The following is a 26,612-nucleotide window of genomic DNA, read 5'->3' on the forward strand; positions in this document are numbered from 1 at the left end:
AAGATCATGAACATGTTGACGGAAGCTGCAGTTGAAAAGGCGCTGGATCACAAGATGAGCAACGTCCCTTATAAGATGATCGGAAAGGATGTGTCGGTTTACTACGGCGAGAAGCGCGCGCTTTTCGATGTGAACCTGAACGTCCGCGAAAACACCGTAACCGCCCTGATCGGCCCGTCCGGCTGCGGCAAGTCGACCTTCCTGCGGTGCCTCAACCGCATGAACGACACGATCGATGGCTGCCGCGTCACCGGCAAAATCACCCTCGACACCGACGATGTCTATGATCCCGATATCGACGTCGTCGAACTTCGCGCCCGCGTCGGCATGGTCTTCCAGAAGCCGAACCCGTTCCCGAAGACGATCTATGAAAACGTCTCCTACGGCCCGCGCATCCATGGCCTTGCCAAGTCGAAAGCCGACCTCGACCAGATCGTCGAGACCAGCCTGCAGCGCGCCGGTCTCTGGAACGAGGTCAAGGACCGCGTGCACGAATCCGGCACCGGCCTGTCGGGCGGTCAGCAGCAGCGCCTCTGCATTGCGCGTGCCGTCGCCGTCAGCCCGGAAGTCATCCTGATGGACGAGCCCTGCTCGGCGCTCGACCCGATCGCCACAGCCAAGGTCGAGGAACTGATCCACGAGCTGCGCGAGAACTACACGATCGTCATCGTTACCCACTCCATGCAGCAGGCAGCGCGCGTCTCGCAGCGCACCGCCATGTTCCACCTCGGCAACCTCGTCGAGGAGAACGACACCGACAAGATGTTCACCAATCCCGACGATCCGCGTACCCAGGACTACATCATGGGTCGCTTCGGTTGATTTTGGCGACACCAAGCCTTCCCGTTATTCGAGGATAAAGCCCTATGGCATCGACACATATTTTTTCTGCCTATGATGATGATCTGAAGTTCCTGTCCAGGCGGATTTCCGAAATGGGCGGCCTGGCCGAGCAGATGGTCGGCGAATCCGTGCGCGCCCTCGTCAACGGCGATACCGCGCTGGCGCAGAAGGTCATCTCGGACGATGTGATCCTCGATCACGCCGAACGCGAAATCGGCGACAAGGCGATCGTGACGATCGCCCGCCGTCAGCCAATGGCCTCGGACCTGCGTGAAATCATGGGTTCGATCCGCATCGCCGCCGATCTCGAACGCGTCGGCGACCTCGGCAAGAACACCGCCAAGCGCGTCATCGCCGTCCAAAGCACCGGCGTTCCCCGCAAGCTTGCCCGCGGCCTCGAGCATCTGTCCGAGCTGGCGCTCGTCCAGCTCAAGGAAGTGCTCGATGTCTACACCAATCGTTCAGCCGACAAGGCGAATGCGATCCGTGAACGCGACAACGAGATCGACGCGATGTACACCTCGCTGTTCCGCGAACTCCTGACCTACATGATGGAAGATCCGCGCAACATCACCAGCTGCACGCATCTTCTCTTCTGCGCCAAGAACATCGAGCGCATCGGCGACCATGCCACCAACATCGCCGAGACGATCTTTTACATGGCGACAGGCGCGCAGCCGGAAGGCGATCGTCCGAAGGATGACAGCGCCAACACCGTCGGCGCGGTCACAGAATAACCGCCCGCACCCGTCAATTGCGTGCGCGCCCGTCCGGGCGCGCAAAGAGGTCGCAGCCAATTTTTGAATTTGCGCAGGATGCATTGCTTAAATCACCCTGGTTTAAGGATCATGCGCGAGGAGACCGACACGCATGATCCCGAGAGTTGCAGTTGTTGAAGACGAGGAAGCCCTCAGCGTGCTTCTTCGCTACAATCTCGAAGCGGAAGGCTTCGAGGTCGATACCATCCTTCGTGGCGACGAAGCCGAAATGCGGCTTCAGGAGCGCACGCCCGATCTTCTCATCCTCGATTGGATGCTGCCGGGTGTCTCCGGCATCGAGCTCTGCCGGCGCCTGCGCATGCGGCCGGAAACCGAGCGCCTACCAATCATCATGCTGACGGCGCGCGGCGAAGAGAGCGAGCGCGTCCGCGGATTGTCGACGGGCGCCGACGATTATGTCGTCAAGCCCTTCTCGACCCCCGAACTCGTTGCCCGCGTCAAGGCGATGCTGCGCCGCGCCCGTCCCGAGGTGCTGTCGACGGTGCTGAAATGCGGCGATATCGAGCTCGACCGCGAGACCCATCGCGTCCATCGCAAGACCCGCGAAGTCCGCCTCGGCCCCACCGAATTCCGCCTGCTGGAATTCCTGATGTCGTCGCCGGGCCGGGTCTTCTCCCGCTCGCAGCTGTTGGATGGCGTCTGGGGCCACGATATCTATGTCGACGAGCGCACCGTCGACGTCCATGTCGGCCGCCTGCGCAAGGCGCTGAATTTCTCCAACATGCAGGACGTCATCCGCACCGTCCGCGGCGCCGGTTATTCGATGGAAGCCTGAGGGCTTTCATCCATTGTTTCAGCAAACATCTGCCCCTCACCCGGCCCTCATCCGGTCGCGCGTATGGCAGCCCCTCACCCTAACCCTCTCCCCCGTGAAAAACGGGGAGAGGGACGTGCCAAACGGGGCGTCAACGGGGACCGAGAGGGTGCGGCATACTTCCTTCGCCCCGTCAGAACGGGGAGAAGGTGCCGGCAGGCGGATGAGGGGCAGCCATCGGCACGAACCAAAATTGCATAAAAAAACGGGCCACTCGGCCCGTTTTCTGCATTCTAACAATGGTTGCCCGCTCAGCTAGCCCGCGCTGCTGCCCGGCGGCGTTCGTTGACCGGCTGGTAGGCGAGCTTCTGGTGATAGCTGCAATAGGGCGAATTATCGGGGGACTCGCAGCCGCAGAAATGGAAGTCGTCCTTCAGCGGATCGCCGACCGGCCACTTGCAGGTGCGCTCGGTCAGTTCCGTCAGGCCGAGGCGGCGCGAAATCGGCACCACCACATTGCCTCTCGGCACGTATTCCATTTCCTCGATCGTTTCGATCTCGATCTCTTCCTTCAGCATCGTCGCGCCCTGCTGGCGGGTGACGGTGCGGGTCGTGATCCGGGAGGCGTAGTTCGGCGCGCGCGGCGCCGATGTGTTGCGCTTCGGCGTTCGCGCCGCGGTGTTGGTGCCGCCGGCCTTGGCACGGCCCGGAAGGCACAGCCGGTGCACTTTGCCGATGACCGCGTTTCGGCTGACACCGCCAAGTTGTGCCGCGATCTGGCTCGCGCTCAGTCCTTCGGCCCAAAGCTTCTTGAGTTTCTCGACCCGCTCGTCTGTCCAGTTCATGCCCTGTCTCCACCTTTTGCGTTGGTGATGGCAGAATCCCTCACCGTTGTCCCGGGAGCTCCGAAACAAGAAACGCTTGATCAATTTTGGTGACTAGTTCCGCCGCATGCAGTCTAGTAATTGATCTTTAACCTAGTGTGAGGCTGACTCCGTGACAAGAGTCGCATGAATCCGGATGAATCGAATTCGTAGTTTTCCCCAACTTGCTGCCCCTGCGTGGCATTTCTGCAATAATGCCTGTTGAAGACTGAAAATGCCGCTGTACACCTGTGCTGCATACGCTAAGGGCGCCGTTTTGTTGACATTGCAGCGCGAAAAGGAAATAGTGCCACTCGCCGCCGCAAGGCGGCATTTTTAATTTTTTTGGGCCTGGTTTCCTTAGCCGGAGTCATTGCCTGCCAACTTTGATGGAGATCGCGCCATGGCTGAAGCCGCGCCGCTTTATGACACCTATTCTCGTGCCCCGCTGCGGTTCGAGCGAGGCGAGGGCGTGTGGCTGATCACCGAAAGCGGCGAGCGATATCTCGATTTCGGCGCCGGCGTCGCCGTCACCTCCGTCGGCCACAGCAATCCGCATGTGGTCGGTGCGCTGAAGGAGCAGGCCGATAAGGTCTGGCACCTGTCGAACATCTATGAGATCCCCGGCCAGGAGCGTCTGGCAAAACGGCTGACGGACGCCACCTTCGCCGACAAGGTGTTCTTCACCAATTCGGGCGCCGAGGCGCTCGAATGCGCGATCAAGACGGCGCGCCGCTACCAGTTTTCCAAGGGCCATCCCGAGCGCTTCCATATCGTCACCTTCGAAGGCGCCTTCCACGGACGGACGCTGGCAACGATCGCTGCCGGCGGCCAGGAGAAATATCTCGAGGGCTTCGGTCCCAAGGCGCCGGGTTTCGATCAGGTGGCTTTCGGCGATATCGAGGCGGTCCGCGCCGCAATCACCGAGGCGACGGCCGCCATCCTCATCGAGCCGGTGCAGGGCGAAGGCGGCGTCCGTCCTGCCACGCCCGAGTTCATGAAGGCGCTTCGCCAGCTCTGCGACGACAACGGCCTGCTGTTGATCCTCGACGAGGTCCAGACCGGCGTCGGCCGCACCGGCAAGCTCTTCGCCCATGAATGGTCGGGCATCACCCCCGATATCATGGCTGTCGCCAAGGGCATCGGCGGCGGGTTCCCGCTCGGCGCCTGCCTTGCCACAGCAGAGGCCGCCTCCGGCATGAAGGCCGGCACGCATGGCTCGACCTATGGCGGCAATCCGCTTGCCATGGCCGTCGGCAGTGCCGTGCTCGACATCATCCTTGCCGATGGCTTCCTCCAGCAGGTGCGCGACGTAGCCCTTGTCTTCCGCCAGGGCCTCGCCTCGCTGAAGGATCGTTATCCCGATGTGATCGAGGATATCAGAGGCGAGGGCCTTTTGCTCGGCATCAAGGCTGCCGTTCCCTCAGCCGAACTGCTGCAGACGATCCGCGCCGCCCATCTGCTCGGCGTGCCCGCCGGCGACAATGTCATCCGCCTTCTTCCGCCGCTCGTGGTCACCGCCGAGGAAGCCCGCGAGGGCCTTGCCCGCGTCGAACGCGCCGCCGAGAGCATTCGCGCCTCCAAGGTCAAGAAGACGGCTTGAAGAGATTGCCGCCTTCGGGCGCAGCACAGGTAAGAAGACGATATGAGCCCTAAACATTTCCTCGATCTTTCGGCAGTCACATCAGCCGATCTCAGAACCATCATGAACGATGCGCTTTCCCGCAAGCAGGCCTTCAAGGCGGGCCAGGGCGACAAGCCGCTCGCCGGCAAGATGCTGGCGATGATCTTCGAGAAGCCGTCGACGCGCACCCGCGTCTCCTTCGACGTCGGCATGCGCCAGCTCGGCGGCGAAACGCTGTTCCTCTCCGGCACCGAGATGCAGCTCGGCCGCGCCGAGACGATCGGCGACACCGCCAAGGTGCTGTCGCGCTATGTCGATGCGATCATGATCCGCACCACCGAGCATTCGCGGCTGGTCGAGCTGGCCCAGCATGCGACCGTGCCTGTCATCAATGCGCTGACGGATGACACCCATCCCTGCCAGATCATGGCCGATATCATGACCTTCGAAGAGCATCGCGGCCCGATCAAGGGCAAGACCATCGCCTGGACCGGCGACGGCAACAATGTGCTGCATTCGCTGGTCGAGGGTGCCGCGCGCTTCGGCTACCGCATGAACATGGCCGTCCCCCTTGGCTCGGAGCCCAAGGATCACTATCTGAACTGGGCCCGCAATGAGGGCGCCGAAATCATGCTCTGCCATGATGCCGACCGTGCGGTCGCCGGCGTCGATTGCGTGGTGACCGATACCTGGGTCTCCATGAATCAGGAACATCGGGCCCGGGGTCACAATGTCTTCCAGCCTTATCAGGTCAACGCGGCCTTGATGGCCAAAGCCGGCAATGATGCATTGTTCATGCATTGCCTGCCCGCTCATCGCGGTGAGGAAGTGACAGACGAAGTGATCGACGGTCCGCAATCCGTGGTCTTCGATGAAGCGGAAAACCGTCTTCATGCGCAGAAGTCGATTCTTGCTTGGTGCCTGGGCGCGATCTGAACCATAATCGGACGTCGCGAGAGACAGACTCGCGACCGCGTGAGCGAAGGGCACGCTGGCCCATCGCTCTGAAAACTAGGAGTTAAAAGCCATGGCAGAAGCTGCAGCCGCCCTCGGCCAGTTTGATTTCGCCGGCGATGACCATGTCGTCCCCTTCCAGGTGGAAGGGCTGGATGTGCGCGGCCGCGCCGTTCAGCTCGGCCCGATGCTCGACGCCATCCTCGAGCGTCATCATTATCCCGCACCCGTTGCCCGGCTGCTTGCCGAAGTCGTCGTGCTGACGGTGCTGCTCGGCACCTCGCTGAAGTTCGACGGCAAGTTCACGGTGCAGACCAAGGGCGACGGCCCGGTCGATCTTCTCGTCGCCGATTTCTCGACGCCGGAAAATGTCCGCGCCTATGCCCGTTTCGATCAGGCGCTGCTCAACAAGGCGATCGAGTCAGGCGAAACCGAGCCGGAGCAATTGCTCGGCAAGGGCATTCTCGCCTTCACCATCGACCAGGGCAAGTTCAGCCAGCCCTACCAGGGCATCGTTGCGCTCGACGGCACCACGCTGGAAGACATTGCCGGCGTCTATTTCCGCCAGTCGGAGCAGATCCCGACGCGCGTCCGTCTTGCCGCGGCCGAACTCTTCGACCGTGACGATGCCGGCAAGCCGCGCCATCGCTGGCGGGCAGGCGGCCTCGTCGCCCAGTTCCTTCCGGAAGCGCCGGAGCGCATGCGCCAACCGGATCTCCACGGCGGCGACGGCGACACCGGCAGCCGCCCGCACGGCGAGGACGATGCCTGGCTCGAAGCGCGTTCGCTGGTCGAGACCATCGATGCCGATGAACTCACCGATCCGCTGGTCGGCACCGAGCGGCTGCTGTTCCGCCTGTTCCACGAGCGCGGCGTGCGCGTCTACGAACCGCGCGCGGTTTTCGACCGCTGCAGCTGCTCGCGCGACAAGATCAAGGGCGTGCTGAAGGGCTTTTCGGCCGAGGAGATCGAGGCCAGCCAGGAAGATGGCGAAATCGCCGTGACCTGCGAATTCTGCTCGACCACCTACCACTTCGAGCCGGCCGAGCTTCAGCCGGCGGAATAGTTGACACCACTGCTGTCCGGTTCGCGCGAGTGGCTGCCCCTCACCCTAACCTTGCCGGGGTCGAGCCACTGGTCTCGACCCGTCCTGCGGACCCCCGTAAAAACGCGGCGAGAGGACGTGCCCTACGAAAGGTTGGTGGGGAACGGAGAGGTTGCGACACGTCCCCTTCGCCCCGCAAGAGCGGGGAGAAGGTGCCGGCAGGCGGATGAGGAGCAGGCCTCGGCAATCTCCCAGGAGCCGGGCGTCGAAGACGTCTCAGGAACGTGGCGCTGACGGAATATGACGTCTCAATTGATGCGCCTCAGTTAAGCACCCGCAGCAGCCCAGGCGAATCCAGCGAGAAGGCGGGGATGTCGACATCGAACATCTCGCCGTCGTCCGTTTCCATCTGGTAATGGCCGAACATCAGCCCTGAAGGCGTGTCGAGCGGGCAGCCGGAGGAATATTCGTAGGTGTCGCCGGGGCTGAGCCGCGGCTGCTCGCCGACGACGCCGGGGCCGGTCACCTCGTCCACCTGGCCGTTCTGGTCGGTGATGTTCCAGTAACGGTTGACCAGCCGAACGGCTATGCCGGAATTGTTGCTGATGACAATCCGGTAACCCCAGACATAGCGATCGTCTTCCGGATCGGATTGCTCCTCCAGATAGAACGGCTCGACAACGACTTCGATCTCTCTTGTGAGGGCGCGATACATGCCTTGCACCTTAGTCAAGATATGTTACCCGTATCTTATAAGAGGCCCTGTCCGTCAAGAAACGGAACAATTATCATCGCTGAAATGGCTGTGATCCGAAGGTTTTCGAACGTTAAGCCTAATTGTCAGTGTTAATTCCGTTTCGGAACGCCGCGGCGGGCAAACTTGTTCCCCCGGCCTCACGCAGTGAGGTCCGGCACCGTCTCACCTTGGTGAGATCCGGCCTCACCTTGGTGAGGTCCGGCCCGGCCGAACCCCAAATGAGGTCCGGCCGCTTATTTCTGGATCAGGCCGAAACCTTGGCAAGCGCCCGCGCGAAATCCTCGATCAGGTCGTCGGTATCCTCGATGCCGGCCGAAAGGCGGACCGTGCCCGGAGAAATGCCGAGTTCGGCGCGCGCCTCATCCGTCAGGTTCTTGTGCGTCGTCGTCGCCGGATGGGTGATCAGGCTCTTGCTGTCGCCGAGATTGTTGGAGATCTTGATAATCTCAAGCGCGTTCTGCAGCGCAAAGGCCGCATCCTTGCCGCCCTTCAGCTCGAAGGCGACCAGCGTCGAGCCGCCGGTCATCTGCTTGGCGATGATATCGGCCTGCGGATGGTCCTTGCGGCCGGGATAGATCACCTTGGCGACCTTGCCTTGCTCGGCCAGGAAATCGGCGATCTTTGCCGCATTCTCGGTCTGCTGGCGCACGCGCAGCGGCAGCGTCTCGATGCCCTTCAGCAAAGTCCAGGCATTGAACGGCGACATGGCCGGGCCGGTATGGCGGAAATAGTCGTGCAGGTTCTCGTCGATCCATTCCTTGTCGGAAAGCACGACGCCGCCGAGGCAGCGGCCCTGGCCGTCAATATGCTTGGTGGCGGAATAGACGACGATATGGGCGCCGAGTTCCAGCGGCTTCTGGAAGAGCGGTGTCGCGAAGACGTTGTCGACGACGACCTTGGCGCCGATCTGGTTGGCGAGCTTGGCGACGCCGGCAATATCGATCACTTCGAGCGTCGGGTTGGTCGGGCTTTCCAGGAAAAACACCTTGGTCTTCGGCGTGATCGCCTTTTCCCAGTTCGCCAGATCCCGGCCGTCGATCAGCGTGCAGTCGATGCCGTATTTCGGCGCCAGCGTCTCGACGACCCAGCGGCAGGAGCCGAAGAGGGCACGCGCGGCGACGATATGATCGCCTGATTTCAGCTGGCAGAGGATCGCCGCGGTGACGGCGGCCATGCCGGAAGCGGTGGCGCGGGCGTCTTCGGCGCCTTCGAGCATGCACATGCGCTTTTCGAACATGTCGTTGGTGGGGCTGCCGTAGCGGGCGTAGATGAAGCCCTCCGTCTCGCCCTTGAAGCGGGCTTCGGCCGCCTCCGACGTCTCGTAGACGAAGCCTTGGGTGAGATAGATTGCCTCGGACGTCTCGCCATATTGCGAACGCAGCGTGCCACCGTGGACGAGTTGGGTTGCCGGGCGCCAGGTCTTGCTCATGCCATCACCTTCACATAACAAAAAAAACCGGTCGCAAAAGCAGACCGGTTTCAACCCGGTCTTTTTAGCCACTTGTTTAACGTGGCTGCAAGCCGACCGGCCAAATCACCACGGGATAATTCTGCAATACTGCTGTTAGCTGCTTGCGTCAATTCCCCGAGTTTGGTTTTGTCGGCGGCAAATGATGGATGAGGCATGATGGCTCGCGAAACGGGAATTCTGGCGGATCGCGCGATCTCCGCGCTGTTCGAAACGGGGCGTCTGATCTCCGAGCGGGAGCTGGACCGCGACCAGATCCAGCCGGCAAGCCTCGACCTGCGCTTGGGCGGCAAGGCGTTTCGCGTGCGCGCCAGCTTCATGCCCGGCCCCTCGCATCTGGTGTCGGACAAGCTCGACCGGCTGAGCCTGCACGTGATCGACCTCTCCGAGGGGGCGGTGCTCGAAACCGGCTGCGTCTACATCGTGCCGCTGATGGAGAGCCTGGCGCTGCCGGCCGACATGTCGGCCTCGGCCAATCCGAAGAGCTCGACCGGGCGCCTCGATATCTTCACCCGCGTCATCACCGATTACGCCCAGGAATTCGACAAGATTCCATCAGGCTATGCCGGCCCGCTCTATCTCGAAATCAGCCCGCGCACCTTCCCGATCGTCGTGCGCCGCGGCTCGCGCCTGTCGCAGATCCGTTTCCGCGTCGGCCAGGCCCTGCTCGGCGAGCCGGAACTTTTGAAGCTGCATGAGAGCGAGACGCTGGTCGCCAGCAAGCTGCCGAACGTTTCCGGCGGCGGCATCGCCCTGTCGATCGACCTCGCCGGAGACAAGGACGGCCTGATCGGTTATCGCGGCAAACATCACACTGCCGTCGTCGACGTCGACAAGAAGGCCGAGCACGACCTCTTCGATTTCTGGGAACCGCTCCACAGCCGCGGCCGCAACGAACTGATCCTCGATCCGGACGAATTCTATATCCTCGTCTCGCGCGAGGCCGTGCACGTGCCGCCGGATTATGCAGCCGAGATGACCCCCTTCGATCCGCTGGTCGGCGAATTCCGCGTCCATTATGCCGGCTTCTTCGATCCGGGCTTCGGCCATGCCCCTGCCGGCGGACGCGGCAGCCGCGCCGTGCTCGAAGTGCGCAGCCACGAAGTGCCCTTCATCCTCGAAGACGGCCAGATCGTCGGCCGCCTCGTCTATGAGCATATGCAGGAAAAGCCGGCAAGCCTCTACGGCTCCGGTCTCGGCTCCAACTACCAGGCTCAGGGCCTGAAGCTCTCGAAACACTTCCGCATCTGAGACGTTGCATCCGGCGCGACTTGACAGCCGCCCCTATCTGTTGGAAATCTCGCATCGTCGCGGGTGTAGCTCAATGGTAGAGCAGCAGCTTCCCAAGCTGAATACGAGGGTTCGATTCCCTTCACCCGCTCCACTCACCTTCATGCCAGTTGTGTGGTAGTATCCACAGACGTCCGATAAACGCATACTTATCAGTGGCATAAAGAGCGCTCATGCCTCGCGCGCGCGTAGCGAAGTGCAACGAGGTGCAGTGACATCCAGCAATTTTTTCGGTACAAAACTGCGGTACAAGGCTGCTAGCTTAGAGGCCAATACCGTAAATGGCGCTGACCGATGTTCAAATTAGAAATGCCAAAAAATCCGAAAAGCCCTACAAACTGCCAGACGGAAAAGGCCTTTATCTCTATGTTTCGACGGCCGGCGGTAAGTCATGGAGGGTCGACTACGCCTATTTCGGTAAGCGGAAGACGCTGACGCTAGGTGTTTATCCCACCCTCGGACTTGCCGACGCCCGCACCCGGCGAGATGAAGTCAAGAAAAAGCTATCAGAGGGTTTAGATCCGTCGCTGGCAAAAAAGCGGGAACAACTGGCTGCCAAAGCGGCGGCCGGAAACACGTTCGGTGTCATCGCCGATGAATTCATCGCCAAGCTGCGTCGTGACAAACGAGCCGAGCCGACCATCGGCAAAAACACGTGGATGTTAAAGGTACTCGCGAAGAAGCTTTCACCTTATCCCATAACCCAAATTTCGGGGAAAGACGTCTTGGACGTCCTCAACGTGATCGAAAAAAGTGGGCGGATAGAGAGTGCGCTTGCCACGCGTTCAGCAATTGGACGCGTTTTCCGGTTCGCTATTGCTACAGCAAAAGCGGAAAACGACCCTACCTCAGCATTGCGGGGCGCTCTTCAGCGGCATGTGCCGGTAAGCCACCCAGCGCTCACGACTCGTGAGGAGCTTGGCGGCCTAATGAGGGCAATCTATAGGCGTGAAGGGGCTTTCTTTTATAAGATGGGCGAACACCTCTTTGATGCATCTCGACTTCCCACTGCCGAACTCCCCTAGAAGAACAACTTTGCGCCCACTCGAAACCAGCTGCGCAATTCCCTCCACGCTATAGGTCGCGGAATTCGCCGGCGCGACGTACTTGACCTTGCCCCGTTGAAATAATCCATTTTGAAGTAAGCTCTGGCCCATTGAGAGGACCAGGGAATGAAGCGCAATCGTTTCACAGACGAACAGATCATCGGCATTCTGAAGGAGCACGAGGCTGGCACGCCGGTCTCGGAGCTTTGCCGCAAGCACGGCGTCAGCGATGCCAGCATCTATAAATGGAGGGCCAAATTCGGCGGCATGGACGTATCCGAAGCCAAGCGGCTGAAGACGCTGGAAGACGAGAACACGAAGCTGAAACGGCTCCTGGCAGATGCGATGCTCGACAATGCGGCTTTGAAAGACATTTTGGGAAAGAAGTGGTGACGCCCGCAGCAAGGCGGAAAGCTGTCGCTCATCTGATGGATCACCACGAGATGAGCGAACGGCGGGCGTGTAAAGCCATCGGGTTTTGCCGAATGACGATCCGTTACGAAACCAGCCGCGGCGACGATCATGGCCTTCGCGAGCGCATGAAGGCGTTGGCGAATGAACGCCGCCGCTTTGGCTATCGACGCCTTCATGTGCTGCTCAGGCGCGAGGGACACCTTGTGAACCACAAAAAGCTATTCCGGCTCTATCGGGAGGAGAAGCTCACCGTGCGTAAGCGCGGCGGGCGGAAGCGAGCGATAGGCACACGAGCACCGATGCTGATCCCGCTTGCCGCCAATGATCGCTGGTCACTGGACTTCGTGTCGGATCAACTCACCGATGGACGCAGGTTCCGGGTGCTTACGGTCGTCGACGATTGCACCAGGGAATGCCTGGGCCTCGTCGCCGATACGTCCCTTTCCGGCCTGCGGGTTGCCCGTGAGCTGGACCGGATCATCGAGGGACGAGGCAAGCCGAAGATGATCGTCAGCGACAATGGCAGCGAGTTCACCAGCAACGCGATCCTGCAATGGACGGATCGGACCAAGGTGGAATGGCACTACATCGCACCGGGCAAACCGATCCAGAACGCCTTCATCGAAAGCTTCAATGGGCGGCTGCGAGACGAATTCCTGAATGAAACTCTCTTCTCGTCACTGACCCATGCTCGATCAGCGCTTTCAAACTGGCGCAGCGATTACAACGATCATCGACCGCACTCTGGACTCGGCTGGATGACACCTGCCGAGTTCGCTCAGACAATCAACCCGCGACGTGATGCGGTGCTGCGAAGCCGGAATGGCTCCGCACCGCAACCCGCCGCTACCGCCCCGAATACAGCAACCCAAAACCGCTGGAGCGAACTCAAAACTGGATAAAACTTGGGGGCAAGGTCAGTACTGGATAGCGGTGTAGCCTGATTCGTCAGGCGATCCTGTTTCCGGATCAACTGCACTGCCGAATTCCCGCAAGGTTCGGATGTAGGCGTATTGCCGGGTCCCGATAAAGTGCTCCGAAAACTCGTCGACACTCATAACTGTTACGTTTTGCGCGACTCCAGTCGTTTTAAGCGAGGACGCGTCTTCTTCAGTGATGAAGTAGCATCTCGTGAAAATCTGCTTATGAAAGTTTGCATTACGGATAGAACTGAGCTTCGCAATGTCATCGCGCAGCTTGCCCAAACTTTCTTCTTTTGTGATTTCAAGAACGACCATTTCGTCGGCCGACAGCCGAATGACGCCGTCACATCTTATTCCGTGGATGTCTTCAGGGCGACAGGGTGCGTTCCAATGCATTTCCGCAATCCGACATACCTGATCTTCAACGTCTTGCCACCTCATTCCACCGCCCCTTGCAAATAGCCTAATCAAAATCACCCAATACTTACTTCGCGTTTTACGAAATAGTTTACCTAGAATATGGTTTAAGTTGCAGCCGGCAATAAGTGAATCGAGCTGGGCGGCGTTATCCGCATATTTAAATATAGCAACCGGTATGCCACTTCCTGCTCATTCGAACCGTAACGTCGAAGTCCCAAACTGCCCCGTGTAGCGTCGTAGCGTCGGGTCCAATCCCTGACGTGACACGCCTTCGACGAGAGACATGGATATTGAAAGGGCAACGTATTCATGTGCCCGCCGCGTTAAGGACCCGGTAAACCTGCATTCGCGAGCAACCGATTTCCTTAGCGATCGCTGTTACGCCGATGCCTGATGCCGACAGCTGTCTAATTTTCTGATAGTCAACTCGAAGCTTGCCTCCGGTGTAGCGGCCGGCTGATTTAGCCCGCTCGATACCTTCTCGCTGGCGCTCTTTGATGAAGCGGCGTTCCATCTGCGCAACCATACCCAGCACCGTGAGTATTACGTGACCCATCTCACCGCGGGTCGATACATGGGGATCGAGGATAGTCAGGCAGGCACCGCGCTGTTCGCACTCATGTACGATATTCAGAACGTCGCGGGTGTCACGGCCGAGGCGATCCAGGCGCGTTACGACCAGTTCGTCGCCCTCGCGGAGAAATTCGATGACGGTTGCCAACTCTGTTCGACCGTCGCGACTCGCGCCTGACACCTTTTCTGCCCGTACGATTAGGCAGCCCTCCGCCCTTAGGCGCTGCTGCTGAAGTTCAAAGTCCTGGTCGATCGTGCTAACGCGGGCGTATCCGATTTTTGTCATTTGTCACCTCAGGTTTTAGGCCCGAGGCTACCTTGTCACAAATAGTCGGCGTCAAGACTGATGTGACGGTCGGTCTGGTAACCTGCTCACTGTCACGTAGGGCTATACCCTCGTGTTACGCGCTAGATGATCCTGAGGCCCACGAGGACCGGCGGCTGACATTGGTTCCAGCTTCACCTTTTTGCATCGCCTCGGAGGCAATCTCGGCGAGCGGGCTCTTTTTTTCAAATGGCTGCACGCCTATTAGCGTGAAAAGTGCGCCAGGTGGGCTCATGGGAACAAGTTCTCCGGCCAACCTGATAGGGACGACGCGATGCTGATCCATTTGAACGCCTTGCCGGGCGTGGGAGCAAAGCACGCGAATTAAGAGCAATCATCGGCGGAAAACTCGCCGACAACACACCCTTTTTGCATGTTGGAAGTGCTTTGGCCGAGAGCGGTGCACCGGAATTTACAAATTGGTGGCAGCCGTCCGATCAGTTGCGCTGAATTGGAGCCTATGTCTCCTCCGTTGCTACGATGGAAAGCAGGGAGCGAACCGCTTTCCGGACGGCTAAAGGCGCTCGCAGATAATTTTGCAAGAGATTCACATTTTCCTGGACAGTGAACAATGGCTTAAGCGCCTTCAGATTTTCCACTGCCAGAGGAGTAGCCACCGGCGCTGGCCCGTCACCGGTCCCCAATCCGTCGAAGAAATAGGTGGCGGGCACGTCCAGCGCGCAGGTGATCCCGTAGAGCACTGACGCACTGACGCGGTTCTTACCCTTCTCGTACTTCTGAATTTGCTGAAAGGTTATGCCGAGCTGGTCCGCGAGAACCTTTTGAGACATTCTCTTGGCTTGGCGCGCTAAAAGAATGCGCTGCCCCACGTGGGCATCAACAGGATGAGCTCCCTCGGCTTTGATCGTCCGACGCTGCTTTTGTCCGGTTCGTTTTGCGTCCACAGCTAAGCTCCGATTGCATGATTGCGACCTTCCTCCTCTCGACATCAAATCTCTCAACACGGCAAGCCGAAACACGCGGGTTGATTGCGATCGAGGCAGCCTGTGCATCAAGGGGATCGAGCTGTAACTCTCCCTTGTGGACAAGGTGGATGGACTCGAAAATATCGGCAGTCATAGACCAACTCACAGCTGTCAATGCCATTGCCGAAGACCGGGGTACGTCGCCAAATATTTTTCTATCTCTTGGAACTGACGATCGCCGACACGGAAAAGACCCGTTGGACAACGAGCTGCTCATCTCTCCTGCATCGCCTCTGAAGCGACCTCGGCGAGGGGGGAATAGAGATATTCGAGGATGCGCCGGCTGCCGGTCTTGACTTCGACGGTGACGGACATGCCGGGCGAAAGCGCAACGCGCGTTCCATCGATATCGATGCTTGCGACATCCGGCTTGATGGTGACGGGGAAGACAAGGTTTTGGACACGCTGGGCATTGCCGATCGGGATCACGCTCTGCAGCTCCTTTGCCGGCTGGCCTTCGAGCTGCTGTGCATCCGGCTCCGGAATGGCGTCGGTCGCGACGCGGGTGACCTTGCCGTTGAGAATGCCGTAGCGGGTGAATGGGAAAGCTTCGACCTTGATGACGGCAGGCTGTCCCGGTGAGACGAAGCCGATGTCCTTGTTCGGCAGATAGGCTTCAATCTCGAGTGAGGCATCATCCGGGACGATCCGCATCAGTTCGGCGCCAGCGGTCACCACCTGACCGACCGTGGTGATGGCCGATGTCTGGACGACGCCATTGATCGGGCTTTTGATCGTCATCGACTCCAGCCGTTTGGCCGCTTTGACCAGCTGCTGTTCCTTCTCGTCGATCTCTCGTGATGCTGCCGCCTGCTTCTGAGCATTGTCGGCGACGAAGGTCTTGATGGCTTTCAGGCCTTCGCTTGCCGCCGTAACGATCGCGGTTTCCGCTTCCGCCCGCTGACCGATCTGCTCGGCGAGTGTTGCCTCTTCCTTCTGCCTGATTTCAACCGCATCGATGACGCCGGATCTCGATCCGGCGCTGAGATCGACGAGGTTGGAGCGCATGGTGACACGATCTGCAAGCGTGGCCACCAGCGCCTGCTGAGCGGTGACCATCTCGGTGTACCTCTTGAGCGCGGCGAACTGCTGATTGCGCTGGGCCGCGAGGCTATCGAGGGTCGATGCGAGCTGCTCGAGATCGGACGTGTAGAGCAGCGCCTCGCGCGTGCGGATCTCCGCCGGTATGGAATCGGCGAATTCGGGGACGATCTCAATCCTTCGCGTTCCGCTCCAGAGATCGCCACGCTGCCAGGCGTTAACCTCGGCCAATGCCGCGCCACGTCTCGCGACTTCTGCCCGCAGTGCCGCGAGGCTGGTGGACAGCGTGTTGACCTCGACCCGGGCTTCGGTTGGGTCAAGCTCGACGAGAATGTCTCCGGCTTCCACCTTGGCGCCGTTCGAGACCGGAACCGCGATCGTCTTGCCGACCTCGATCGATTGGATCACCTTGACGCGTCCGGTCGGCTGGATCTTGCCCTGAGCTGTCGCGACGATATCGAATCTGCCGACATAGCTCCAGATCAGTGCGCCGGCGGTGAACAGGCAGATGAACCAAATGAGCGCCGTGCGGATCGGCGATGCCGGCGTTTCGAGAATCTCGAGTGCAGCCGGCAGGAACTCGTTATCCACCTGCAAGCGTTTCTGCGGCTTCGGTGGAAGCCGGGGAGGTTGGACGGCCTGGTTCATGACTGGATTGGCCCCGTCTGCAATTGCCACAGATGGGCATAGAGCCCGTTCGGACGGGCAAGCAGCGTCTCGTGTGTTCCCTCTTCGACGATGCGTCCGTCCTTCATGCCGATGATGCGGTTGCAGTGTCGTACGGTCGCCAGGCGATGGGCGATGATGATGACGGTGCGGCCGCGAACGATCTCGCGCATATTGCCGAGGATGATACGTTCGCTCTCATAGTCGAGCGCACTTGTCGCTTCATCGAGGATGAGGATCGGCGGATTGGTGGCCAGCGCGCGGGCAATGGCCAGACGCTGCCGCTGGCCGCCGGAAAGATTGGCGCCGCGCTCCTCGATCAGCGTATCGTAGCCGCGTGGCAGCTTGGCGATGAACTCGTCGGCGCCTGACAGTCGCGCCATCTGAATGGCGGCGGCCCGCGACATGGCCGGATTGACCATGCAGATATTGTCGTGAATCGTCCGGTTGAACAGCATGTTCTCCTGGAGCACCACGCCGATATTCGACCGCAGCCAGGCCGGATCGACCTGGGCGATATCCTGGCCATCGACAAAGACCTGGCCGTTGTTCGGGATATAGAAGCGCTGCACCAGCTTGGTCAGCGTCGACTTGCCGGAGCCGGAGGGGCCGACGATGCCGATGACCTCGCCCGGCCGGATCGAAAAATTGATGTCCTTGAGCACGTCCTGGCCATCGGGCGAATAGCGGAAGTTCACCGCCTTGAAGCTGATCGCCCCCTTCGGCGGCGGCAGGCTGACCGCAACGCTCGGCCGTGGCTCCTGCGGGGCATTGAGAATATCCGAGAGCCTGGCGATAGAGACCTGCACCTGCTGGAAATCCTGCCAGAGCTGCGACAGGCGCAGGATCGGCTGGGAGACCTGTCCAGCGATCATATTGAACGCGACCAAGGCCCCGACGCTCAATTCGCCATCGATGACCGCCTGTGCGCCGAAGAGCAGCAGGGCGGCCGAGGTGATCTTGTTGACATACTGGATGGCGTTCTGACCCTTGGCCGCCAGCATGGTCGCGAGGAAGGACGAGCGCACGTAAGCAGCCAGCCGCTCTTCCCATTGCGAGGAGACCACCGGCTCGACCGCCGATGCCTTCAGCGTCTGTATGCCGACCACGGTCTCGACGAGCAGCTGCTGGCTGAAGGCGCCGCGCTCGAACTTCTCGTCGATGCGCTCCTTGAGGAAGGGGCGGATCAGAAAACCGATCGCCATGTAAAAGGGGATCGAGGCGACGACGATCCACGCGAGCTTCGAGGAATAGGAAAACAGCACGAAGATGAAGATGACGGTGAAGATCAGGTCGAGACCGGAGAACAGTCCCTGACCGGTGAGGAAATTGCGGATGGTTTCCAGCTCGCGAATCCTCGCGACGGTCTGGCCGGTGGCGCGCGTTTCGAAATAGCTGAGCGGCAGGTTCAGGAGATGCCGGAACAGACGGCGGCCAAGTTCGACGTCGATGCGGTTGGTCGTGTGCGACAGCGCATAGGTTCTAAGATATTGCAGCACCACGTCGAAGAGGCCGACGGCCGCGAGGCCGACGACGAGCACGATCAGCGTCGAATAGCTGCGATGCGCCAGCACCTTGTCGACGACGACCTGGAAAAACAGCGGCGTCACCAGTGCGAAGATCTGGATGACGAGCGAAGCGATCAGCACATGGCCAAAGGCCCGCCGATAGCGCCAGATCGCCGGCAGGAACCAGCGAAACCCGAAATTCTGCTGCGAGGCGCCAGGGCCGGCGAAACGGCGCTGGACGAGGATGAACTCGCCCGAGGTCAGATCGAGAAGCTCGTCCGCCTCGACATTGCGGGCGGAGAAATCGATAGGATTGATCAGCCGATATCGCCCCTCGGCGGCCACGCCCGCAAAGACGGCGAAGGTGCCGTCCTTTAGCGCGGCAAGCGCCGGCGCCGGAAGCGTTGTCAGGCGTTTGATCTTGTCCACGCGGACGGTGCGCGCCTTCAGGCCGACGATCTTTGCCGACCGCAGCAGGTCGTCGCGTGCAGCCGGCGCGGTCAGCGCAAGCTCACGGCTCAGCGTCTCCGGACGCGATGCGATCCTGAAATATCCGGCAACAGCAGAGATCGCCGCCAGTCCGCTGTCGGCGATTGCTGTTTCGGATGCACCGTTGCTCTCCGCCGCCATCGCGTCGCGATCGGGCGCTGTCTGAATGTCTACCATGTGCGGGATCAGCGAAAGGCGGATATGCCGGCGCTGTACAGCGACGGCATCAGGCAGGAGATGTTGTTATGCGACATTGGCCGCCTGACTGGACCGCGAAGCAAGGACTGCGTCACCGACCAGATATTGGGTGGTGCCGGCGACGGTTTGATAGGAGCTGGTGCCGGTGATCATCGAACCATCGGCGAAGGATTGCGCGCCGTCGCTGCTCGATATCAGATTAATCAACCGGATGCCGGCGTCCGTCATCGTCTGCAGTTCGCCGGCGTCGCTGACGCCATTCTGGTTTAGGTCACGCCAGACTCGGAACTCGCTCCAACGATCGTCGTTCTTGTCGAAGACGTTGTCGTGGTTGGTGTCGAAGGCACGACGGAGACCGTCAAGGTCGGAGGTCGCACTGTCGTTCCAAAGGCTGAACGCCAGCTCCCGCGCTTGGTCGATCTTTCCATCGGCGCCGGCCGTTCCGTCCGCACCGAGATCGATTGCCAGGAAGCCGTCCTGAGGACCGACCCAGGCTGTTTCGTCGGCCACACCATCGCCATCCCAATCGAATCCCACCGATGTGGCGAGCGAGTCAAGCGGCCGAAGATCAACATGGCTGTCGGCATTCAGGTCCAGGAGGATCGGCGAATTGGCATCATATCTTTGAATGACACGCCCTTGCGCATCATACTTTTTCCACCAATCCAAGGTGCCACCCTTGTCGGAATGGTACTCGTATTCTATGCGGGTGCCGTCATCGAAATAGGTATCGCCACTGGTTTTGACGCCGTATCTGTCAAAGCGAATGATGTCTCTGGTCCACGACTTGTTATTCAGATAGTCAAAGTATTCGTAATACCACTTCTTGGCCTCATCCATTTGCGTGAATATTTGCATGGGGGCGCCGGACGATGAGTATGATGCAGTCTGGAATCTCCAAGGCTGACCGTTACCGACGTCATAAGTCGTCTTATCGGTTTGACCGCTATCGAAGGTCGTTTCTTCGTAGGTCGTCTGTCCGGCGCTATTCTGGATCACAAGATGATATGACCAGTTTACAGCGCTCGCCCGATCCCAAGCCTCACAGCGTTTGTCACCGTTATCGTAATAAGTGTTCTGAGCTGTGAGTTGATTGCTCGCGTTGTAGGAATAGTCGACACGAGACCATGCCGCCGCGTTGGCGGGATCGTAACTGGCAACATAGCGTGTGCCGTCGTCATTGGCTTGATCGACCCCGACCAGCCTATTTGCAGTGTCATAAGATTGCTTGATGGTTGACCATGACTGGGTGCCGGCAACATCATAGGCGGTCTTCGTTCCATTGTCGGCCGTTTCAAGCTTGTAAGTCAGCTGTCCTGCCGCATTGTAGTTCTGTTGAATCTGCGACCACGCCGCAGCATTCGATGGATCGAAGCTGATCTCGATCCGCGATCCGTCGTCGTAGAACTGCTTTTCCAACGTCTTCTTGCCGGCAGAGTCATATTGCTGCTCGACACTTTTCCATGTCTGCGCACTCAGCGGGTCGTAGAAAGTGACGGTTGTCAGCAAGCCGGCCTTATTTGCATTGGCGACACTCAGTTGCTTGCCGCTCGCCCCATCATAGGTCGTCGTCACAGAGCTTCCGTCCGCGGCGAAAATGGTCTGCGCGGTCTTGCGGCCAGCCGAGTCCGTCGTGAGGCTGGAGACAAGCGAGCCGAGGGCGGTGACGATATTGGTGGTCGTCTGCGTCATTGCTCCGCTGGTGAGATCGACTTTGGTCAGGGTGATCGAACCGTCGGCATGCATCACCGCCGTCTCGGTATGATCGATGGTGCCGTTGTTGCCCGCATCCTTCGACAGCTTGGTGATCAGGCCATCTGCGCTGGTCGAGATCGTGCCCTTGGCCGTCACCGTGTCACTGGCGTTGGTTTCGGTCACTGCCGTGACGATAGAGCCGTCGACTTGGATGGTCGATTGCATGACGGTCTCGTAGACGCCGTTGCCGTCATAATCGTATTTGGCGATCTTGGTGCGGCCATCCGCTGACGTGGTCGTCTCGATCTTCGCGGCGATTGCCTGGGTCCAGTAGACACCGCCCGGTGTCAGGTTGGAAACCAGTCGCGCCGTTGCATTGTTGGTGACTACGGACACTGAGGCGCCGGTGGAATCGATGGTGACGGTTTCGCTCTGATCGTTCGTTCCGTCGCCATTGATATCCTTCGACGTCGTCCTCACTCTGCCGTCTGCAGAGGTCTGGGTCGTCGTCTTCGCAGCCAGCGTGCCGGTCAGAAGATCCGTATCCGAGATGACGGTCGTGCTGCTTCCGTCGGCATTGGCGGTGAAATTCGTCACCCGCTGACGGTCAATCGTGCCATTGCCCTCGAGATCCCAGGTCGTCGTCGTCAGGCGGCCGTCGGCGGATACGACAGCGGTCGACCTGTCTTTGACCGTTCCATCTGCCTTAAAGTTGGTCGTCACCGATGTCTGGATTCCGGAGTTGGCAGTGACCGTCTCCTGGCGCTGATCGACGATGCCGTCACCGTTGCCATCTCGGTCGATGGTGACGCTCAGCTTATCGGCGCTGGTCAGCGTGACGGTCCTGCCAATCAGGGTTCCGCCGCTGTCCTTCGTTTCGACGATCTCGCGAACGGCACCGTCCGCTAGGACCGTGATCGTGTCGGTAACGGTCTGGTTGCTAAAGCCCGGACGCTCTTGGCTGGATGAGGTAATCAGGCCGTTGGCGCTGATCGTCGTGGTGGTCCTGGAGATCAGCGAACCATCGGCCTTCTTGCTTTCCACCGTCCTGGTCTTCGTGCCATTGGCATTCAGGACTGTGACATCGGTCGCCGTCTGGCTGTAGGTGCCGGCGCCTGTAGGATCGATCTGGGTGGTGATCGAAAGGCCGTTGGCGCTTGACGTGACGAGGGTGCGGCTGGTCAGCGCCGTGCCGGTCAGATTGCTGATCGTCCGCGTCTTCGAACCGTTGGCATTGAGGACGGTGACATCCGTCCGGCTCTTGTCGAAGGTGGTGCCACCGCCGGTGCCGGCGGTGTCCCACTTGGTGGTAACGGTCAGGCCGTCCCCCGACACCTCTGTGAGCGCGATGCTCTTGGTGACACCGGCGACGATATCCTTCGTCGTGGTTGCCGTGCTGCCATTCGCTTTCAGAACAGTCGTGCGGGTCGTCTTCTTGTCGACTGTAGCATTGCCGTCAGTGTCGTATTCGATGGTCTGCGTCAGGCCGTCTGCTGTCGTCGTGATGGTCTTTGTATCCTTCAGTGCAGCATTGGCGCCAAAGTCGCTGAGGGTTTGGATTGTCGATCCATTGGTCTGCTTCGTCGTGACCGATTTTTTGTCGACGTTGTTATCTCCGTCGACATCGACGGTGACTGTGGTCGTAAGACCATGAGCAGCGACCGTGGCTACGGTCTTGCTTTCCAGCGTCGTCCCATCCCCCTTGAAGTAGGACAGTGTCTCCGTGGCGCCGCCATCGGCGTTGATGACGGTGACGTCGGTCATGGAGCGAACTACCGTGCCACTGGCATCGGCCCAGCTCGTCGTCTTGGTCAAGCCGCTGGCGCTGACATTGGCCGTTGTGCGGGAGATCAGCGCATCGCCGATGCCCATCTTCGAGATGGTCTCGGTGCGGCTGCCGCCGGCGTTCAGCACAATGACGTCGGTGGTGACGAGTTCAAAGATGCCGTTACCATCGAGGTCGGAACTCAAGGTCTTCAACAGCCCGTCATCCGAGGTGGTGACCACAGCCTGGCTTTCGAGGACACCGGAAGCCTTATACTGCTTGATTTCGTCCTTTTGCGTTCCAACATCGTTGATGGTTATCGTTTCCACGAAGTCATCGACGGTGTCGCTGTCGATCTTCGTGTTCACTGTGGTCGTTTTCTGGTCGGCGCTGACCGTGGTGATCCTCTGTGAGATCAGCGTGGCGGCGGTGTCGGTTGCCTTGACGGTTTCGGTGGTGGTGACCGATCCGGCCGGATCGAGCGGCGTTTTTTTCCATGACAAGGTCTGATTGACCGTGCCATCGCCGTCCAAATCATAATCGATCGATCCGTTGAGGCCGTTAAGATTGGTCGTCACTTTCGTCGAATTTACCAGCGTCGTTCCCTGATAGTTCGATACGGTTTGGAACTGCAGCCCGTAGGTGTCGAATGTCGTGACATCGGTCGTCTTGGCGTCGACCACCTCGTCGCCGTTGATGTAGTCGCTCGTCGTGATCGACATGCCGTTGCCTGACGTGACGATCGTCTTCTTGTCGAGACGCGTGGCATCGCTGCTCGTCAGAGAGATCGCCTGAGTCCTGCTTCCATCGGCATTGAGCACGGTCTGGTCGTTCGTGATCCGGTCGCCGACGCCGTCGTGGTTCAAATCCGCCGACACGGTCTTGGTCAGGCCATTACCGCTAATGTCGGTAATTACCGTGCTGATCGTCGACGCATCCGCAGCGTATTGCCGCTCCCAGATGTTGACATTGCCGCTGACTGTGGTCGTCTCGACCCGGCGCGTATCGGTCTTGCCGTCGCCATCCGCATCGCTCACGATGGTGGTGCTGCGGCGGTCGGCGCTGACGTCGGTGACGATCTGAGAGTTCAGCGTGCCGTCGACGCTCGTGCTCCTCACCGTTTCCGTTCGCTTACCGGTGCTGTCAAGAGCGATGACGCTTTTCGTGGTATCTTCGTAGACGCCGTCGCCGTCGGCGTCGGTCTTGACGGTTTGGGTCAGGCTGTTGGCTGTTGTGGTCGTAATAGTCTTGCCGGTCAGCGTGCCGTTACCGCTCGTCGACGTCACGATTTCCGTGCGGCTGCCGTCGGCATTGGTGGAGATGACATCCGTCACCACGAGATCGTTGACGGTATCGCCATTCGCATCGACGCTGATCGTCTTCGACAGGCCACCGGCGGATGTGAGCGTGACGGTTTTGCTGATCAACGAGCCATCGGAGTTCAGCGTGCTGACCGTGTTGGTCGTCTGCCCATCGGTCCCGACGATGATCTCGGTCAGTTTGTCGGTCTTGGTGTCGCCGTTCGCATCCTCGGTGATCGTGATCGACTTGCCGTCGAGGCTGGTCTTCGTGACCGTCTGCGACAGCAGGGTGCCCGTGGTCCCGGTCTTGGTGCGATGCTGGACCGTCTGCGTCCGGCTGGTGGTGTCGATCACCGTCACATCGGTATCGGTGAAATCGATGACGCCATCGGCGTTTAGGTCGCTCGTCGTGGTCTTTGACAATCCGTCGGCGGTGGTGACCGTCGTCGATTTGGAGCGCTTAATGGAGGACGCATTGGTGTTGTAGACGATCGTGTCCAGCGTTATGTCGCCAGAGGCTGCCGTGGTGGATGTGGTGACGGTTTTGGTTTCGCGGGGTCCGTTACCGTCTGCGTCGACCGATACGGTGATGGTGCGGCCGTCAGCACTGGTTGACGTGTCGACCTCTGATAGAAGCTTGCCGTTGGAGCTGCGATCGATCGCTGTGATGGTGCGGCTGCCATCCGCCGCGACTGTGGTGGTCTCGGTGACGATATCGTCGTAGACCCCATTGCCGTCGCGATCGAGGCTGGTCGTCTTCGTCAGGCCGTCGGCCGAGCCATTGACTGATGTTCCAAACAGGAGCGTCCCGTTGACGCTGAGTTGCTGCGTGGTCGTCGTGGTCGAACCATCGGCGTTCTTGACGAAAGTCTGCTGCTGATCGGCGATTCCGTCACCGTCCTGGTCAAGCGCCGTCGTCACGGTCAGATGATCGGCGCTGGTGACCGTCGTTGTGCGATCCGACAGCGATCCGTCAGCATTGAAGTTGGAGACGGTTTTTGTCTGAACGCCTGAGGTATCGGTGGTCAGCACATTGGTCTGCGAGCGATCCAAGGTGCCGTTGCCGTCGTCGTCGAACTGCGTCTGGACGGTTTTGCCATCGGCGCTCGTCGTCACCACGTTGCGGAAGGCAAGGCTGCCGTCCTTATTGTAGGCAAGGATCGTCTTCTCGACCGAATTGTCAGCCTTCGTCGTGCTGGTCGTCTTGACGATATACGCGGCATCATCGTTCGCTAATATGGCGTCGCCGACGGTTCCAGTCGTGCCATCGGCACGAGTGAAGGTGGTCGTTCCGGTGACGGCGGAGCCGTCACTGAAGGTCTGGCCGCTGCCCTTCGGCGTCAGGTCGATCGAGGTGATGCCGAGGCTATCAAGCGTGACAAGCTGGCCGTTGACATCCACTCGGAATTTCGACCATTGCGCGTCGCCGGCGTCGAGCTTGCCGTTGCCGTTAGTATCGAAGACATGCTTCAGCGCCTCGAGGTCGCTCGTCGCCGAAGAATCCCACTCAGTAAAAGCGAATTCGCTCGATCGGCTGATCTTGCCGTCACCATCCGCGTCAATGACAAGTACACCGGTGCCCGTTCCAGCCCATGCGGTGCGATGCTGGTAACCGTCGCCGTCGAGATCAACGAACCTTGAGGAGGATGAAACGCTCTCCACGTTCAGACCACCGCCCGATATATCGAGCAATATCGGCCACCCGTAATGTCCATGATTGTCGTAGAAGTCTTTGTCTTTACTCCAGTGGTCTACACTGAGATTCCAACCCGTACCTTTATCGCTGGTCCACTGCACCCAACCACTAGAGGTATCCGCAGAAGGTCTAGACTCTGGCACCGGTCCTTCAAATGGCGTCTGTGTATAGTGACTCCCAGAATTGCCATGTCCACTGAATGAGCTTCCGCCCCCTCCACTGCTGCCGGGTGCGCTAGCACCTCCAGAGTCTTGAACGGAAGAAGATCCGCCACCCCATGAAGAGCTACCGTAGATATCAGATGATCCACCGCGACCAGACGATGTCGAATAGTTGCCGCCCTCACTATAGGACGAGGGATCCCAGTAGTTCCGAAAATCTGGCAGCGATGCAGGTGTAAGCGGTGCGACTGAAGTGACAGGAACAGGCGGTGGAATTGGTGTGATCAGATCAGTTGCCGAAATTTGTGCTGGCGACGGAGTAGGCGTCATGAGTTGCTGGAAAGTCAGATCCACTGCAGGCCGCTGCGGCTTTTCTGGCGGTCCGTACACTGCATCATCAAGAGCATTAGTGACCCCATTACGCACCACTGACCCATACTTGTAAGAATACGCCGCGGCAGTGGCCGCACCCAGAACCCAGGTGCCGGCTAGTGCCCATCCCACAGGCGTGGCGGCAAGAAAAACAGCGGTCGCCGTTGCGGCAACAGTCACGCCTAGGCCCAGGGAAAGGCCAGCAAAATCGTCAGCGGCAATGCCAACTGCTCTCGTCCAATAATGACGTCCCTCGTAAGTAGCAAGGTCCAAGCCATTCTCGGCAAGCATAAGCGGCAACGCGACCTCCCCGAGCGCTTTGCCGACTCCGGCGAGAGCGCGAACGTCCAAGGCATACTTAGAGGCGAATGATGTGATTCCCTCAAATTTCTGGCCGAAGCCAAGTATTCTTCTCGCGCTTACCGCCTTCTTCGTAAAATATTTATTAGTAGCTTTAGCGCCGTAGGTCGCAACTATAGAGTATGCCGACAAAGCCTTCGCTATATCTACAGCAAACTGGATAGTAGTTGCTGTGTTATTGAGCGTATCTCTAAATTGATCATTGGAAACGCCATAAGTCTTTGGAGTGTTTTCTATGGCAGAATTGTATTGATCGCCCGGGAACAGAGAATTGTATTGATCCGCCATGGTGTCCT

Annotated in this window: 18 protein-coding genes, 1 tRNA gene and 1 riboswitch; of the genes, 10 read left to right on the forward strand and 9 right to left on the reverse strand. The window is 59.5% G+C overall.

Features of this window, described 5'->3' with window-relative positions; genetic code table 11:
* The first annotated feature begins 6 nt into the window (after positions 1–6).
* The 3 genes from pstB (at position 7) to phoB (ending at position 2,397) form a co-directional block, all read left to right on the forward strand.
* Positions 7–822: a phosphate ABC transporter ATP-binding protein PstB gene (gene pstB / locus OLZ32_RS35825; protein WP_003545178.1), complete on the forward strand. Its 816-nt coding sequence runs from the start codon at positions 7–9 to the stop codon at positions 820–822.
* A 44-nt stretch (positions 823–866) separates the two neighbouring features.
* Entirely contained in the window at positions 867–1,580 is a 714-nt protein-coding gene (gene phoU, locus OLZ32_RS35830; RefSeq protein ID WP_003545180.1) for a phosphate signaling complex protein PhoU, read from the forward strand.
* 133 nt (positions 1,581–1,713) lie between these two features.
* Positions 1,714–2,397, forward strand: a complete 684-nt coding sequence (gene phoB, locus OLZ32_RS35835; protein WP_003545181.1) for a phosphate regulon transcriptional regulator PhoB — start codon at positions 1,714–1,716, stop codon at positions 2,395–2,397.
* 290 nt (positions 2,398–2,687) lie between these two features.
* Here phoB and OLZ32_RS35840 read toward each other — a convergent pair whose 3' ends face one another.
* Positions 2,688–3,221 (reverse strand): GcrA family cell cycle regulator, encoded by a 534-nt coding sequence (locus tag OLZ32_RS35840; protein WP_011650336.1) that lies wholly within the window; start codon positions 3,219–3,221, stop codon positions 2,688–2,690.
* Positions 3,222–3,642: 421 nt separating this feature from the next.
* Here OLZ32_RS35840 and OLZ32_RS35845 point away from each other — a divergent pair, with 421 nt between their 5' ends.
* From OLZ32_RS35845 to OLZ32_RS35855, 3 genes are all read left to right on the forward strand, one after another.
* Positions 3,643–4,842 carry an aspartate aminotransferase family protein gene (locus OLZ32_RS35845; RefSeq protein ID WP_264425091.1) on the forward strand — a complete coding sequence of 400 codons (1,200 nt, stop codon included), beginning with the start codon at positions 3,643–3,645 and terminating at the stop codon, positions 4,840–4,842.
* 42 nt (positions 4,843–4,884) lie between these two features.
* Entirely contained in the window at positions 4,885–5,799 is a 915-nt protein-coding gene (argF, locus tag OLZ32_RS35850; RefSeq protein ID WP_003545186.1) for an ornithine carbamoyltransferase, read from the forward strand.
* Positions 5,800–5,890: 91 nt separating this feature from the next.
* Complete coding sequence (locus OLZ32_RS35855; protein WP_003545189.1) at positions 5,891–6,883, forward strand: Hsp33 family molecular chaperone; 993 nt, start codon at positions 5,891–5,893, stop codon at positions 6,881–6,883.
* Between the two features lie 301 nt (positions 6,884–7,184).
* On the opposite strand, the gene apaG is transcribed toward OLZ32_RS35855, so the two are convergent.
* Together apaG and OLZ32_RS35865 are read right to left on the reverse strand one after the other, a co-directional pair.
* On the reverse strand, positions 7,185–7,577 hold the full coding sequence (gene apaG / locus OLZ32_RS35860) for a Co2+/Mg2+ efflux protein ApaG (RefSeq protein ID WP_003545191.1): 393 nt from the start codon (positions 7,575–7,577) through the stop codon (positions 7,185–7,187).
* A 286-nt stretch (positions 7,578–7,863) separates the two neighbouring features.
* Positions 7,864–9,048: an O-succinylhomoserine sulfhydrylase gene (locus tag OLZ32_RS35865; RefSeq protein WP_017990180.1), complete on the reverse strand. Its 1,185-nt coding sequence runs from the start codon at positions 9,046–9,048 to the stop codon at positions 7,864–7,866.
* Positions 9,049–9,091: 43 nt separating this feature from the next.
* Positions 9,092–9,170: riboswitch (SAM riboswitch) on the reverse strand.
* Positions 9,171–9,243: 73 nt separating this feature from the next.
* On the opposite strand from OLZ32_RS35865, the gene OLZ32_RS35870 reads away from it, so the two are divergent.
* The 4 genes from OLZ32_RS35870 (at position 9,244) to OLZ32_RS35885 (ending at position 12,739) form a co-directional block, all read left to right on the forward strand.
* On the forward strand, positions 9,244–10,338 hold the full coding sequence (locus OLZ32_RS35870; protein WP_017990181.1) for a 2'-deoxycytidine 5'-triphosphate deaminase: 1,095 nt from the start codon (positions 9,244–9,246) through the stop codon (positions 10,336–10,338).
* 59 nt (positions 10,339–10,397) lie between these two features.
* Positions 10,398–10,471 (forward strand) — tRNA-Gly (locus OLZ32_RS35875).
* A 187-nt stretch (positions 10,472–10,658) separates the two neighbouring features.
* Positions 10,659–11,402, forward strand: a complete 744-nt coding sequence (locus OLZ32_RS35880; protein ID WP_264425095.1) for a tyrosine-type recombinase/integrase — start codon at positions 10,659–10,661, stop codon at positions 11,400–11,402.
* A 147-nt stretch (positions 11,403–11,549) separates the two neighbouring features.
* Positions 11,550–12,739 (forward strand): IS3 family transposase gene (locus OLZ32_RS35885; RefSeq protein WP_264425097.1). Its coding sequence is split into 2 segments (ribosomal slippage): positions 11,550–11,799 and positions 11,799–12,739, totalling 1,191 coding nucleotides; the frame shifts between segments, so codons are not numbered across the junction.
* Between the two features lie 15 nt (positions 12,740–12,754).
* On the opposite strand, the gene OLZ32_RS35890 is transcribed toward OLZ32_RS35885, so the two are convergent.
* The 6 genes from OLZ32_RS35890 to OLZ32_RS35915 all read right to left on the reverse strand — a co-directional run bounded on the left by OLZ32_RS35890 (position 12,755) and on the right by OLZ32_RS35915 (position 26,604).
* Positions 12,755–13,201 carry a hypothetical protein gene (locus OLZ32_RS35890; protein WP_264425099.1) on the reverse strand — a complete coding sequence of 149 codons (447 nt, stop codon included), beginning with the start codon at positions 13,199–13,201 and terminating at the stop codon, positions 12,755–12,757.
* Between the two features lie 286 nt (positions 13,202–13,487).
* Entirely contained in the window at positions 13,488–14,039 is a 552-nt protein-coding gene (locus tag OLZ32_RS35895) for a recombinase family protein (RefSeq protein ID WP_264425101.1), read from the reverse strand.
* Positions 14,040–14,536: 497 nt separating this feature from the next.
* Positions 14,537–14,983, reverse strand: a complete 447-nt coding sequence (locus tag OLZ32_RS35900) for a helix-turn-helix domain-containing protein (RefSeq protein WP_264425103.1) — start codon at positions 14,981–14,983, stop codon at positions 14,537–14,539.
* Between the two features lie 294 nt (positions 14,984–15,277).
* Positions 15,278–16,753: an HlyD family type I secretion periplasmic adaptor subunit gene (locus tag OLZ32_RS35905; protein ID WP_264425105.1), complete on the reverse strand. Its 1,476-nt coding sequence runs from the start codon at positions 16,751–16,753 to the stop codon at positions 15,278–15,280.
* Positions 16,750–18,909 carry a type I secretion system permease/ATPase gene (locus OLZ32_RS35910; RefSeq protein WP_264425123.1) on the reverse strand — a complete coding sequence of 720 codons (2,160 nt, stop codon included), beginning with the start codon at positions 18,907–18,909 and terminating at the stop codon, positions 16,750–16,752. The genes OLZ32_RS35905 and OLZ32_RS35910 overlap by 4 nt, the downstream gene beginning before the upstream one ends.
* 102 nt (positions 18,910–19,011) lie before the next feature.
* Positions 19,012–26,604, reverse strand: a complete 7,593-nt coding sequence (locus OLZ32_RS35915) for a hypothetical protein (RefSeq protein WP_264425106.1) — start codon at positions 26,602–26,604, stop codon at positions 19,012–19,014.
* Positions 26,605–26,612 lie beyond the last annotated feature (8 nt).

The sequence above is a fragment of the Rhizobium acaciae genome, assembly GCF_025941625.1.
Lineage (GTDB): Bacteria > Pseudomonadota > Alphaproteobacteria > Rhizobiales > Rhizobiaceae > Rhizobium > Rhizobium acaciae.

Bases quoted from the DNA above. Each gene is read 5' to 3' on its own strand.
- OLZ32_RS35905 (WP_264425105.1), bottom strand. From the start codon at position 16,753: ATGAACCAGGCCGTCCAACCTCCCCGGCTTCCACCGAAGCCGCAGAAA.
- OLZ32_RS35915 (WP_264425106.1), bottom strand. From the start codon at position 26,604: ATGGCGGATCAATACAATTCTCTGTTCCCGGGCGATCAATACAATTCT.
- OLZ32_RS35855 (WP_003545189.1), top strand. From the start codon at position 5,891: ATGGCAGAAGCTGCAGCCGCCCTCGGCCAGTTTGATTTCGCCGGCGAT.
- OLZ32_RS35840 (WP_011650336.1), bottom strand. From the start codon at position 3,221: ATGAACTGGACAGACGAGCGGGTCGAGAAACTCAAGAAGCTTTGGGCC.
- OLZ32_RS35870 (WP_017990181.1), top strand. From the start codon at position 9,244: ATGATGGCTCGCGAAACGGGAATTCTGGCGGATCGCGCGATCTCCGCG.
- OLZ32_RS35865 (WP_017990180.1), bottom strand. From the start codon at position 9,048: ATGAGCAAGACCTGGCGCCCGGCAACCCAACTCGTCCACGGTGGCACG.
- OLZ32_RS35880 (WP_264425095.1), top strand. From the start codon at position 10,659: ATGGCGCTGACCGATGTTCAAATTAGAAATGCCAAAAAATCCGAAAAG.
- apaG (WP_003545191.1), bottom strand. From the start codon at position 7,577: ATGTATCGCGCCCTCACAAGAGAGATCGAAGTCGTTGTCGAGCCGTTC.
- phoU (WP_003545180.1), top strand. From the start codon at position 867: ATGGCATCGACACATATTTTTTCTGCCTATGATGATGATCTGAAGTTC.
- OLZ32_RS35895 (WP_264425101.1), bottom strand. From the start codon at position 14,039: ATGACAAAAATCGGATACGCCCGCGTTAGCACGATCGACCAGGACTTT.
- phoB (WP_003545181.1), top strand. From the start codon at position 1,714: ATGATCCCGAGAGTTGCAGTTGTTGAAGACGAGGAAGCCCTCAGCGTG.
- OLZ32_RS35910 (WP_264425123.1), bottom strand. From the start codon at position 18,909: ATGGCGGCGGAGAGCAACGGTGCATCCGAAACAGCAATCGCCGACAGC.
- argF (WP_003545186.1), top strand. From the start codon at position 4,885: ATGAGCCCTAAACATTTCCTCGATCTTTCGGCAGTCACATCAGCCGAT.
- OLZ32_RS35845 (WP_264425091.1), top strand. From the start codon at position 3,643: ATGGCTGAAGCCGCGCCGCTTTATGACACCTATTCTCGTGCCCCGCTG.
- pstB (WP_003545178.1), top strand. From the start codon at position 7: ATGAACATGTTGACGGAAGCTGCAGTTGAAAAGGCGCTGGATCACAAG.
- OLZ32_RS35890 (WP_264425099.1), bottom strand. From the start codon at position 13,201: ATGAGGTGGCAAGACGTTGAAGATCAGGTATGTCGGATTGCGGAAATG.